This window comes from Polaromonas sp. CF318 (genome assembly GCF_000282655.1).
Lineage (GTDB): Bacteria > Pseudomonadota > Gammaproteobacteria > Burkholderiales > Burkholderiaceae_C > Polaromonas.
The window spans coordinates 1-11,307 of the sequence record NZ_AKIV01000015.1; the positions used below are offsets into that span (position 1 = coordinate 1).

Genomic DNA, 11,307 nt, shown 5'->3' on the forward strand with positions numbered 1-11,307 from the left:
GGCGGCCGCGGAAAGCCGTAAAGGCCGGCCGCCAGGTCGAAGTAGTCGCCCATCTTGAGCTGGGTGTCGTCGCTGGCATTGCTGGCGCGCTGCGGCTTGCCGCGCCACAGCGCCGCGAGGCAGGCGCGGGCCAGGTCGTCGGCGTGGATGTGATTGGTATAGACGTCGTCTTCCGCGCGCAGCACCGGCGTGCCCTTGAGCAGCCGGCCGCGCGGCGTGCCGCCTTCGCGGTCGGGCGCGTAAATGCCCGGGATGCGCAGCAGGTGCACCCGGGTGCCGGTGGCCCGGCCGAACAGCCGCACATGGGCCTCGGCGTGCACGCGGCGCTGGGCGCGGGGCGTGAGGGCGTTCAGCGGCCGGGTTTCACGCACCCATTGGCCGCCGCAGTCGCCGTACACCCCGCTGGTGGAGGCATAGACCAGGGAGCGCGGCAAGCCGCGCAGCCGCAGGGCGCGCAGCAGGGCCAGCGTGCGCGGGTCGCTGCGCAGCTCGGCTTTGTCATTCGGGGGCGGCGCCAGGTGCAGCACCCGGGTGGCCAGGCCCGCCAGGCGGCGCAGCGAGGCGCCGTCGTCCAGGTTGCCCCGCAGCGGCGTGATGCGGCTGGCCCGCAGTTCGGGCACGCGCGCGGCCGAAGAGGTGAGCGCCATGAGCCTGGCGTTGCGCGGCAGTTGCCGGGCCGCGCGCAGGCCCACGTCGCCGCAGCCGACGATCAAAATGCGCTCCCGGCGAAAACGGGAAGGCAGCGCGCCTAGGGAGTTCAGGTTTGAGGGCAAAATTGGGGGGTTGCCGGGAAAACCGGCCGAGTCGAGAACAGTTACCGCAAGGATACCGAATATGAGCTTTAACGTGACCGTGCAGCCCAGCGGCCGGACTTTCATCGCCCAGGTGGACGAAGCCCTGCTGGCCGCCGCCATACGCCAGGGCATAGGCCTGCCCTACGGCTGCAAGGACGGCGCCTGCGGTTCCTGCAAATCCAAAAAACTCGAGGGTACGGTGACCCACGGCGCGCACCAGGCCAAGGCCCTGTCGCCCGAGGAAGAAGCCGCCGGCTTCATCCTCACCTGCTGCGCCACCGCCCATTCCGACGTGGTCATCGAGTCGCGCCACGTGACCGACGAAAGCGCCTTCCCCGTCAAAAAGATGCCGGTGCGTGTCAACAGCCTGGCCAAGGCCTCGCACGACGTGATGGTGGTGCGCCTGCAGTTGCCGGCCAGCGACGTGTTCAAGTACCACGCCGGCCAATACGTGGAATTTTTGCTGCGCGACGGTGACCGCCGCGCCTATTCCATGGGCAACGCACCGCACACCCAGGCCGAGAACCCGGGCGTGGAACTGCACATCCGCCACATGCCGGGCGGCAAGTTCACCGAGCATGTGTTCGGCCCCATGAAGGAAAAGGAAATCCTGCGCATCGAGGGCCCCTTCGGCAGCTTCTACCTGCGCGAAGACAGCGACAAGCCCATGGTGCTGCTGGCCTCGGGCACCGGTTTTGCGCCCATCAAGGCGCTGATCGAGCACCTGCAGTTCAAGGGCATCACGCGCCCGGCCGTGCTCTACTGGGGCGGCCGCCGCCCGGCCGACCTCTACATGGACGAGTGGGTGAAAACCAAGACCGCCGAAATGCCGAATTTGCGTTATGTGCCTGTGATTTCCAATGCCCTGCCCGAGGACAACTGGACCGGCCGCACCGGCTTTGTCCACCAGGCTGTGCTGGAGGATTTCGCCGACCTGTCGGGCCACCAGGTGTATGCCTGCGGCGCACCCATCGTGGTGGACTCGGCCCAGGCCGCCTACACCGCCGCCGGCTTGCCGGAAGACGAGTTTTATGCAGACTCTTTTGTGACTGAAAAGGAAAAATCCCAGGCCACTGTTCCCGCGCAGGCCTGAGCGGCGCCCCCAACAAACAAGAAGAATAAAAGAAGAAGAAAAAGAAACGCCCCGGCTGATGCATCAGCCGGGGCTTTTTTATGCGCGGGCCAAGGGCGGCGAAGTTCAGCCGGCTTTGGCGGGCGCGACCTGCCGGTCGTGCTTCTGGCGGCGGATGGCGGCGCTGGCGCGGTTTTCTTCGTGCTTGAGTTTGCGGCGTTCGGCCTTGGTGACCTTGCCGTCGGATTTGGCGGCCAGCTTGTCGGCTTCGATTTTGGTCTCGCGCTTATCGAGCTTGGCCGTCTCCTTGGCGGTCAGCGCGCCCGAGCTCACGCCCTGGTCAATGCGCTTTTCCTGGTTGGCCTGGCGCTGGTCGATGCGGGGCGTGGCCAGCGGGTCTTTGGGCGCCGCGGGGGCGGCGGGCGCCTGGGCAAAGGCATGGCCACCGGCAGCCAGTGCGAGGGCAGCGACAAGGGTATGAATCTTCATGGGGTTTCCTTGAGTTTGAGGGGGGAGAAAACATGAAGCGGGCGCCTCATGAAACCCCAACGCGGCGCGGCCGCCGGGCGACCATGTCCCGCAGGTAAAGATGCTGTAAGCGCATGCGACGGAGCGGGCAAGCGCGGCACGGCTGACTTTTTTGCAACAATAGGGCAATGAATATTCGACCCCTCCCCCTCCCCTTCCTGATGGCCAAAAGCCTGGCCGTCGTTTTGATGGCCGGCGCGGCCCTGTCGCCCATCCCCGCGCTGGCCCAAGCCAAGATCATGCGCATCATCGTGCCGTACGCGGCCGGTGGCCCCATTGACGCGACCGCCCGCCTGATGGCCGAGCGCGTGAAAGACTCGCTGGGCACCGTGATCATTGAAAACAAGCCGGGCGGCGGCGGCAACATCGGCGTCGACGCGATCGCCAAGGCCCAACCCGATGGGCTCACGGTCGGCATCTCGGCGGTGGCCACGCATGCCATCAACCCCTGGCTCTATAGCAAGATGCCGTACAACGCGGCCACCGATTTCGCGCCCATCACGCAGATGGTGCGCGTGCCCAATGTGCTGGTGATGAACGCCGACACCGCGCGGCGCCTGAACATCAACACGCTGGCCGACCTGATCAAGTACGCCAAGGCCAACCCGGCCAAGCTCAACTACGCCAGCGGCGGCAACGGCAGCGCGGGCCACCTGGCCGGCGAGATGTTCAAGGCCCAGGCCGGCATCTTCGCGCTGCACATTCCCTATAACGGCGGCAACCCGGCCCAGCTGGCACTGCTCAGCGGCCAGGTCGACTACAACTTCGACAACCTCGCCACCGCCTCGGCCAACATCAAGGCCGGCAAGCTCAAGGCCCTGGCCGTGACCACGGCCAAGCGCAGCGCCATGCTGCCCGAAGTGCCGGCGGTTGCCGAGACGCTCAAGGGTTTTGAAATCGACACCTGGTGGGGCCTGGTGGCGCCCGCGGGCACGCCCAAGGACGTGGTGGCCAAGCTCAACCAGGCCTTTGTCGCCGCACTGAACTCCCCCGAAGCCAAGACCCGCTTCGCCACGTTGATGGCCGAGCCCGTGGGCAACACGCCCGAGCAGTTCGGCGCCTTCATGAAAAGCGAACTGGCCAAGTATGAAAAAGTGGTGAAAGCCTCGGGCGCCAAGGTGGACTGACCCGACGCCCATAAAAAAGGCCGGCCCCACGAAAGGGGCCGGCCTTTTTATTTGTTATGCGCCGTGACGGCTCACCGGGTCACACGATCACCGTAGCGGATGCTTTTGAGGGAGCCCCCCTCAAACAACAGCATGGTCATGAACTGCCCGTAGCCGGGGTTGTAGGTCCATTCCTCAACCTGCTGGCAGGTGTTGACCGTAACGTTGGTGGTGGTGCCGGAGGTGCTGGGCACCGTCGGCGTGGTGACGGGCGCGCTGGAGACGGTCTCCTGCACCGGCTTGCAGAAGCTGTCTTTCATGACGGGCTCGCCGCATTTTTGCAAAATGGTGCTCTTGGAGTTGCCGATCTGCGCAAGGTCGCCCTTGCAGCGCAGCGACTGGGCGGAGGCACCGGTGAACGCGGACGAAGCCAGGAAGGCCAGGGTCACGGCGGCGGCGCGGATAAAGATTGGATTCATTTTTTGTTCCCGGAGTTCTATAAAGATGCGCATGCGGCGCATCCTTTGAACTTTATGCGCAAAGATTTGGCGCCGCAAGGCATTTGTGGCCCCGGGGCGGCCCGCCGGTGTTACGGCTGTAATGCGCATCCCGCGGCGCCGTGCGGCGCGCGGGGCTGGCGCAATGCAATGGCTTACTCGCCGAGGTAGGCGGCGCGCACGCGCGGGTCGCTGAGCAGTTGCTTGGCGTCGCCGTTCATGGTGACGTTGCCGGACTCCATGACGTAGCCGCGGTTGGCGATGCCCAGCGCGCGGCTGGCATTTTGCTCGACCAGCAGTACCGTCACGCCGCGCGAAGAAACGTCCTTCACGACCTCGAAGATCTTGTCGACCATGATGGGCGACAAACCCATGGAGGGCTCATCGAGCAGCAGCACCTTGGGGCGGCTCATCAGCGCGCGGCCCATGGCCAGCATCTGCTGTTCGCCGCCGGACATGGTGCCGGCCAGCTGGTCCTTGCGCTCACGCAGGCGCGGGAACAGCACGAACATCTTTTCGATGTCTTCGGCGATGCCGGCCTTGTCGCTGCGGATGTAGGCGCCCATCTGCAGGTTCTCGGTAATGGTCATGCGGGTGAATACGCCGCGGCCCTCCGGCACCATGGCCAGGCCTTCCTTGACCAGGTCCCAGGCACCGCGGCCCTTGATGCTTTTGCCCAGGTATTCGATGTCGCCGTCCAGCATCGGCAGGGTGCCGGTGATGGCTTTCATGGTGGTGGTCTTGCCGGCGCCGTTGGAGCCGATCAGCGTAACCAGTTCGCCTTCGTGGACTTCGAAGTCCACGCCCTTGACCGCCTGGATGCCGCCGTAGGCGACTTTCAGGCCGGTCACTTTGAGGAGTGTGTTTGCTGCCATGTTCTTGTTTTCCTTCAATGACCGGTGCCGAGATAGGCGGTGATCACTTTTTCGTCTTTTTGCACCTCGGCGGGCGCGCCTTCGGCGATCTGCTTGCCGTAGTCGAGCACGGTGACGCGGTCGCACAGGCCCATGACCAGCTTGACGTCATGCTCGATCAGCAGGATGGTGCGGTTGTCCTTGCGGATACGGTCTATCAGTTCGCGCAGCTGCACTTTTTCGGTGGCGTTCATGCCGGCGGCAGGCTCGTCGAGCGCGATCAGCTGCGGATCGGTGGCCAGCGCCCGAGCGATTTCCAGGCGGCGCTGGTCGCCGTAGCTCAGCGTGCGGGCCTTGAAGTCGGCGTATTTGCCTATGCCCACGTAGTCGAGCAGTTCCTGCGACCGCTTGGCGATGGCGGCCTCCTCGTGCTTGAAGCCGGGCGTGCGGAACACCGCGCCCATGAGGCCGGATTGGGTGCGGATATGGCGACCGACCATCACGTTTTCCAGGGCCGTCATGTCGGCGAAGAGCCGGATGTTCTGGAAGGTGCGAGCGATGCCGGCCTTGGCGACTTCATGCACGGCCGTGGGCTTGTAGGCCTTGCCGGCGAGTTCAAAAGTGCCGCTGTCGGGCGTGTAAAGGCCGGTCAGCACGTTGAAGAAAGTGGTCTTGCCGGCGCCGTTCGGGCCGATCAGGCCGTAAACCTGGCCGCGCTCAATGTGGATGCCGACGTCGGAGAGGGCCTGCAAACCGCCGAAGCGCTTGGAGACACCGGAGACTTTAAGAATGGTTTCGCTCATGTCCATTCTCCTTAGGGGTTGATTGACTGGATGGGGTCTTTGCCGACGACCTTGTTCAGCGACTTGCCGTGCTCGGCGGAAGGCCAGAGGCCGCGCGGTCGCATCAGCATGATGGTGATCATGGCCAGCGCAATCAGCAGCTGGCGCAGGATGGCGGAGTCGAGGCGGCCGTCGGTCATGGCCTGCAGCGGGCCGGCGACGTGGCGCAGCACTTCGGGCAGGGCGGCCAGCAGCAAGGCGCCCAGAATGACACCAGGCAGGTGGCCTATACCGCCCAGCACCACCATGGCGACGATCATGACGGACTCCATCAGGCTGAAGGATTCGGGGGACACAAAGCCCTGGAAGGCCGCGAACATCGAGCCGGACACGCCGCCGAAGGTGGCGCCCATGCCGAAAGCCAGCAGCTTCATGTTGCGGGTGTTGATGCCCATGGCCTTGGCGGCGATTTCGTCTTCGCGGATGGCCATCCAGGCACGGCCTATACGGGAGTTTTCCAGGCGGTGGCAGATGACGACCGAGACGATCACCAGCACCAGGAACAGGTAGTAGTACATGGACACCGAGTTGACCTCGATGCCGAAAAACTCATGCGGCTTGCCCAGGTCGAAACCGAAGAACTTCATCGAGTCGATCTGGTTGATGCCCTTGGGACCGTTGGTCAGGTTGATGGGGCGGTCCAGGTTGTTCAGGAACACCCGGATGATTTCACCAAAGCCCAGCGTCACGATGGCCAGGTAGTCGCCGCGCAGCTTGAGGGTCGGGGCGCCCAGCACCACGCCGAAGAATCCGGCCAGGGCCGCTGCGGCCGGGATGATGGCCCAGATCGGCAGATGCAGCCCGTTCGGAAACTGCGCAGCGATCCAGGGGAAGGCATCGGCCAGGTGGGGCGAGCCCAGCAACGCGAACAGGTAGGCGCCGACGGCGAAGAAGGCGACATAGCCCAGGTCCAGCAGGCCGGCGTAGCCGACCACGATGTTCAGGCCCAGGGCCAGCAGCACGTAGAGCAGCGCCATGTCGACAATGCGCACCCAGGCGTTGCCGCCCTGCTGCAGGATCAGGGGCAGCACCAGCAACGCCGCCGCGACGACCAGGAAGGTCACCAGTTTTTTCGATTGTGTGGAATTCATCAATATTCTCCTTGTGTACCGGATGGCAGGGCCTTCAGGCCCGGTCCGCCACACGCTCACCGAGCAAGCCGGAAGGCCGCAGCGTGAGGACAAAAATCAGCACGATAAAGGCGAAGATGTCGGAGTACTGGCTGCCCAGCACCCCGCCGGTCAGCGGTCCGATATAACCCGCTCCGATTGATTCGATCAGGCCCAGCAGGATGCCGCCCAGCACCGCGCCACCCAGGTTGCCGATGCCGCCGAACACGGCGGCCGTGAAGGCCTTGAGGCCGGGCAAAAAGCCCATGGTGTGCTGCACCGTACCGTAGTTGGAGGCGTACATCACGCCGGCCAGCGCCGCCAGCACGGCGCCGATGATGAAGGTTGCGGAGATGACGGTGTCGGGCTTGACGCCCATGAGCGCCGCCACGCGCGGGTTCTCGGCGGTGGCCCGCATGGCGCGACCCAGCTTGGTGTAGTGCACCAGCCACATCAACACCGAGAGGGAGACGGCGGTGGCGCCCAGAATGAAGAGCTGGGTCACCGTGATGACGGCGCCGCCGACCTGGAAGGGCTCGGTGGGCAACAGGGTGGGATAGGGTTTGTAATTGGGTTTCCAGATGATCATGGCCAGTGTCTGCAGCAGCAGCGACATGCCGATGGCGGTGATCAGCGGGGCCAGCTTGGGGGAGTTTCGCAGCGGCCGGTAGGCGATTTTTTCAATCGCGAAATTGAGGGCCCCGCAGACGACAAAGGCAATCAGCAGCGATATCAGCAGGATCAGCCAGCCCGGTGTGCCCGGCATGGCGCTCTGCATCAGGCCGATAATGGTCCAACTGGTCAGCGCCCCCACCATCAATACCTCGCCGTGCGCGAAATTGATCAGGTTGATGATGCCGTACACCATCGTGTAGCCCAGCGCGATCAGGGCATACATGCTGCCCAGGACCAGACCGTTAATGATCTGCTGTAGCAATACTTCCATAACTCACTCTCCCGTGTAAATGAAATTGCCAACTCTGCTGGCGGCGCCTGCTGCCGGGATCACCGACGGCTGGCACGAGTTAACAAAAAGCCCGCCCATCAAAGCCGGTTGGCTGCTGAATGGCGAGCTAGTCCGCAAATTGTAGCCACCGGTGTTAAGCGAGAATCGGGCCAAGCGGGCGGTTTTCGCGGGGTTTACCCTTAACATTTGGTGAAACATCGATTTTTAACTTTTCATTAGTCAGTCTTATGTTGATCGCTCCTTGAAAATCAGACCTTATGCGAAGCCCACCTCGCCACCATGCGGCACCCCGTTGACACAGCGCAATTCGTTCATTTTTAGATTACGACATGCGATTTCATAAATACGAGGCCATCAACGCGGTATTTCTCTGCGGCACCGTCACAGGCGCGGCAAAGATGCTCAATCTTTCCCAGCCGGCCGTGTCCCGCCTGATTTCCAGCGCGGAAACCGAACTCGGCTTCCTGCTGTTTCACCGCCAGCAAGGACGCATGGCGCCGACCGACGAAGCCCAGCAGCTGCGTCCGGCGATCCTGAAAATCATGGAATCCATGAGCCATGCCTCTTCGCTGGCAGCCGGGCTGCGCAACGGAGGCGTCAAGCAGTTGAGGATCGCAGCCGTACCTTCGCTGGCCACAGCCGTCCTGCCCAGCGCTGTGAGATCCTTCATCGGGCAATATCCCAAATGCAAACTGACGCTGGAAACCTACCACTACGACTCTCTTGTTGAGGCGCTTCTGGCCGGGCAGGTCGATATCGGGTTTGTTTATGAACCGGTCGCGCACGCGGCGCTCGACACCACGGACCTGCTCCAGGCCCACTTTTGTTCAGTCTCCACATCGGGTTATTTTTCCAAATCCAAAAAATCCATCTCCATCCAGGACCTCGGCTCCTGCAACATCATCGGACTGAGCAAGGATGACCTGGTTGCCTCGCTGATTGCCCAAACGGACGGGATGGCGGACATTGCACTCACCCGCAATGTGTCGGTCGAAACCAGCGTGGTCGCCATGCACCTGGCCATGCAAGGGATGGGAGTGGCATTGGTCGACTCCCTGACCGGCGCGCTGGGCAAAATGCTCGGAGCGCAGGTTTTGCCCTTTGCGCCCGAAGTGCCAATACGGGTCGCCGCGATGCGCCTGGTTACGCACCAGGCAGGCTTGCATGAGAAAAAGTTTATGGAGCATTTCAAGGCCCAGGCGAGTCTCATTCATGGTGGCTGAGGTGGCGGCAGACACGGGCTTTGTCGCTCAGTAATTGTCGAAATAGCACTGCAACTGCACCGCATCCTGCGTCAAGGTCAATGCCAGGCAAAGCAGCACACGGGCTTTTTGCGGGCTGAGCGTGTCGGCACCCACACTGCCAAAGGCATCATCGTTCATCGCACCGTTGCGCGAGACAAGGCCGCTCCCGGTGCGGGAACTCCTGACAACCGGGACGCCGCGAAGGATCGCCTCGCGATACGCCGCCCGATGAACACTGGAGATGGAACCATTTCCGGTTCCCGCATGCACCAGGCCGCGCGCGCCATGGCTCAGGAACGCACGAATACTTTCACAGCCGGCGCCTGCGTAGGCGTAAACAATATCCACCTTCGGCAGGCTATGCAGACCGGCCACGTTGAAAGGCGAATCCATCGTGTGGTGACGCGACGGCATCCGATGCAGCTTGACCTCGCCGTTTTGCATATAGCCGACACAACCAAATTCAGGACTGCCGAAACTGTCAATCGACGAAGTATGGGACTTGGTCACTTCACGAGCCGAAAAGATGCGCTCGTTGGCAACCACCATCACACCCAAGCCCCGTGCAAGGGGGCTGGCGGCCAGTTGCACCGCCCGCAGGAGATTCAGAGGACCATCCGCGCTGAGGGCCGTTGCCGGCCGCATGGCCCCCACCACCACGACCGGCTTGGGCGTCTTGATCGCCAGGTGCAGAAAGTAAGCGGTCTCCTCCAGCGTATCCGTCCCCTGCGTCAACACAAATCCGTCCGGCGCCTCGGTCTCCTCAAGGCGGGTAATCGCGTCAGCCAGGCCGAGCCATGTATCGGTGGAAAAGTTTTCGCTGCCCAGCTGGCTGATTTGAACCACGAGCAGCTCAACGTTCCCGGGCAAATAGGGCCTCAAAGGCGCCAGTGTGTCAGCCGCGGAGAGTTGGGAATCCTGGTAGTTAAGTACGTCCGCCGCGGAATTGGCTTCGCCCGCGATGGTGCCTCCAGTGCCCAGAACGGCAATTTTTATTTTTGGCATCAATGTTCAACGATTGCGTTAGGCGCGCACCGGGAAGACAGCGGCGAGAATCACCGCCGCAGTCTTCTAAGGTGCTCGAACTTTCCAGGCGCGGTCACTTCATCGTGACAAGCGTGGTCTTGATGCCCTGGGGATAGGTGGACAAGGTGACGGCAGCATTCTTGCGCTGGCCCGTTCCGTCAAACTCGATATGCCCGGTGATGCCCTCGTGCTTTGTCTTGCCGACATACGCCAGGTATTTCGCGGGCTCCGCCGAACCGGCCGCACGCATGGCATTGGCCAAGATCATGACGTTGTCATAGGCATAAGGCGCATAAACCACGACCTCGGCACCGTAAGCGGCCTTGTAGCGTTTTGCAAAACCGGGGCCGCCTTTCATATCCATCAAGGCTTCGCCGCCGTCACCGCAAATAACGTTTTTCCCAACGGCCTGCGCACCCAGCTTGGGCAGATCGCCGGTGCAGACACCGTCACCGCCCATGAAAGGAAGTTGCCCCATTCCCAATTGGGCCATCTGGCGAAGCATGGACCCGGCCTGTCCATCAAGCCCACCAAAAAAAACAGCCTGCGCCTTCTTGCCTTTGATCGTCGTCAGGATAGGAGAAAAATCGCTCGCCTTGTCATTGGTAAATTCACGCGCGACAATTTCACCGCCCAGTGATTTGAAGGTTTTTTCAAACTCGTCCGCCAGGCCCTGGCCATAGGCCGTACGGTCGTCAATCAAGGCAACTTTTTGGAGCTTGAGTTTGGTCGCCGCGAACACAGCCAGGGCACTACCGATCATTCCGTCATGCGCAATGGTGCGGAAGGTGGTCTTGTAGCCCAGCTGGGTGAGTTTTGGGTTGGAGGCCGCCGGGGTGATATGCGGAAGGCCGGCTTCGCTGTAGATGCGGGCGGCGGGAATCGTGGTGCCGCTGTTGTTGTGGCCCACAACACCGTTGACGCCGCTGTCCACCAGCTTTTGCGCAACGGCGGTTCCCTGCTTCGGGTCGGCCTGGTCGTCTTCGGAAATCAGCTCAAACTTTACGGCCTTGCCGCCGATCTTGAACTGGCTGGCGTTCAGGTCCTCAATGGCCAGCTGCGCGCCGCGCTCATTGTCTTTTCCGTAGTTCGCCGCCTGGCCGGACAAGGGCCCGACGATGGCAATTTTTATTTTTTCCTGGGCGAAGGCCGAAGTTGCCGAAACAACTGCCAGCACCGAAAGAATGCTTTTTATGCAATAACCTGACGACATACCGACTCCTGATGAATTGATGAGTGGGTAGTATCAAACGGGGATTTCTCTTGGC

At 62.4% G+C, this 11,307-nt stretch carries 12 protein-coding genes; 3 read left to right on the forward strand and 9 right to left on the reverse strand.

Translation table 11 applies throughout. From position 1 onward, the window contains the following. A partial coding sequence (locus PMI15_RS02085; RefSeq protein ID WP_036837178.1) for an NAD-dependent epimerase/dehydratase family protein occupies nt 1-773 on the reverse strand: 773 nt, incomplete at its 3' end. Nucleotides 774-834: 61 nt separating this feature from the next. On the opposite strand from PMI15_RS02085, the gene PMI15_RS02090 reads away from it, so the two are divergent. Continuing rightward, complete coding sequence (locus tag PMI15_RS02090) at nt 835-1,887, forward strand: CDP-6-deoxy-delta-3,4-glucoseen reductase (RefSeq protein WP_007863154.1); 1,053 nt, start codon at nt 835-837, stop codon at nt 1,885-1,887. 105 nt (nt 1,888-1,992) lie between these two features. Here PMI15_RS02090 and PMI15_RS02095 read toward each other — a convergent pair whose 3' ends face one another. After that, nucleotides 1,993-2,355: a hypothetical protein gene (locus PMI15_RS02095; protein ID WP_007863155.1), complete on the reverse strand. Its 363-nt coding sequence runs from the start codon at nt 2,353-2,355 to the stop codon at nt 1,993-1,995. 167 nt (nt 2,356-2,522) lie between these two features. On the opposite strand from PMI15_RS02095, the gene PMI15_RS02100 reads away from it, so the two are divergent. Beyond that, nucleotides 2,523-3,521 carry a tripartite tricarboxylate transporter substrate binding protein gene (locus tag PMI15_RS02100; RefSeq protein ID WP_007863157.1) on the forward strand — a complete coding sequence of 333 codons (999 nt, stop codon included), beginning with the start codon at nt 2,523-2,525 and terminating at the stop codon, nt 3,519-3,521. A gap of 71 nt (nt 3,522-3,592) precedes the next feature. Here the strand turns inward: PMI15_RS02100 and PMI15_RS02105 are convergent, their stop codons facing one another. From PMI15_RS02105 to PMI15_RS02125, 5 genes are all read right to left on the reverse strand, one after another. Continuing rightward, a complete protein-coding gene (locus PMI15_RS02105; RefSeq protein WP_081499526.1) occupies nt 3,593-3,979 on the reverse strand; it encodes a DUF2845 domain-containing protein in 387 nt (128 codons plus the stop codon). Nucleotides 3,980-4,152: 173 nt separating this feature from the next. After that, nucleotides 4,153-4,872 (reverse strand): ABC transporter ATP-binding protein, encoded by a 720-nt coding sequence (locus tag PMI15_RS02110; RefSeq protein WP_007863159.1) that lies wholly within the window; start codon nt 4,870-4,872, stop codon nt 4,153-4,155. Between the two features lie 14 nt (nt 4,873-4,886). Continuing rightward, a complete protein-coding gene (locus PMI15_RS02115; protein ID WP_007863160.1) occupies nt 4,887-5,654 on the reverse strand; it encodes an ABC transporter ATP-binding protein in 768 nt (255 codons plus the stop codon). Between the two features lie 11 nt (nt 5,655-5,665). Then, nucleotides 5,666-6,784, reverse strand: coding sequence for an ABC transporter ATP-binding protein (locus PMI15_RS02120; protein WP_007863161.1), 1,119 nt, complete (start codon nt 6,782-6,784; stop codon nt 5,666-5,668). Between the two features lie 34 nt (nt 6,785-6,818). Continuing rightward, nucleotides 6,819-7,748 (reverse strand): branched-chain amino acid ABC transporter permease, encoded by a 930-nt coding sequence (locus tag PMI15_RS02125; protein ID WP_007863162.1) that lies wholly within the window; start codon nt 7,746-7,748, stop codon nt 6,819-6,821. A 350-nt stretch (nt 7,749-8,098) separates the two neighbouring features. On the opposite strand from PMI15_RS02125, the gene PMI15_RS02130 reads away from it, so the two are divergent. Then, the gene (locus PMI15_RS02130) at nt 8,099-8,992 is read left to right on the forward strand and encodes a LysR family transcriptional regulator (protein ID WP_007863170.1); all 894 of its coding nucleotides are present in this window, start codon (nt 8,099-8,101) and stop codon (nt 8,990-8,992) included. Nucleotides 8,993-9,019: 27 nt separating this feature from the next. Here PMI15_RS02130 and PMI15_RS02135 read toward each other — a convergent pair whose 3' ends face one another. Beyond that, entirely contained in the window at nt 9,020-10,018 is a 999-nt protein-coding gene (locus PMI15_RS02135; RefSeq protein WP_007863172.1) for an asparaginase, read from the reverse strand. A gap of 94 nt (nt 10,019-10,112) precedes the next feature. Further along, nucleotides 10,113-11,252: a branched-chain amino acid ABC transporter substrate-binding protein gene (locus tag PMI15_RS02140; RefSeq protein ID WP_007863174.1), complete on the reverse strand. Its 1,140-nt coding sequence runs from the start codon at nt 11,250-11,252 to the stop codon at nt 10,113-10,115. Between the last annotated feature and the right edge of the window lie 55 nt (nt 11,253-11,307).

What these genes read in the sequence shown, in the direction of transcription:
- PMI15_RS02090 (WP_007863154.1), top strand. Translation starts at nt 835, where the DNA reads ATGAGCTTTAACGTGACCGTGCAGCCCAGCGGCCGGACTTTCATCGCC.
- PMI15_RS02095 (WP_007863155.1), bottom strand. Translation starts at nt 2,355, where the DNA reads ATGAAGATTCATACCCTTGTCGCTGCCCTCGCACTGGCTGCCGGTGGC.
- PMI15_RS02100 (WP_007863157.1), top strand. Translation starts at nt 2,523, where the DNA reads ATGAATATTCGACCCCTCCCCCTCCCCTTCCTGATGGCCAAAAGCCTG.
- PMI15_RS02105 (WP_081499526.1), bottom strand. Translation starts at nt 3,979, where the DNA reads ATGAATCCAATCTTTATCCGCGCCGCCGCCGTGACCCTGGCCTTCCTG.
- PMI15_RS02110 (WP_007863159.1), bottom strand. Translation starts at nt 4,872, where the DNA reads ATGGCAGCAAACACACTCCTCAAAGTGACCGGCCTGAAAGTCGCCTAC.
- PMI15_RS02115 (WP_007863160.1), bottom strand. Translation starts at nt 5,654, where the DNA reads ATGAGCGAAACCATTCTTAAAGTCTCCGGTGTCTCCAAGCGCTTCGGC.
- PMI15_RS02120 (WP_007863161.1), bottom strand. Translation starts at nt 6,784, where the DNA reads ATGAATTCCACACAATCGAAAAAACTGGTGACCTTCCTGGTCGTCGCG.
- PMI15_RS02125 (WP_007863162.1), bottom strand. Translation starts at nt 7,748, where the DNA reads ATGGAAGTATTGCTACAGCAGATCATTAACGGTCTGGTCCTGGGCAGC.
- PMI15_RS02130 (WP_007863170.1), top strand. Translation starts at nt 8,099, where the DNA reads ATGCGATTTCATAAATACGAGGCCATCAACGCGGTATTTCTCTGCGGC.
- PMI15_RS02135 (WP_007863172.1), bottom strand. Translation starts at nt 10,018, where the DNA reads ATGCCAAAAATAAAAATTGCCGTTCTGGGCACTGGAGGCACCATCGCG.
- PMI15_RS02140 (WP_007863174.1), bottom strand. Translation starts at nt 11,252, where the DNA reads ATGTCGTCAGGTTATTGCATAAAAAGCATTCTTTCGGTGCTGGCAGTT.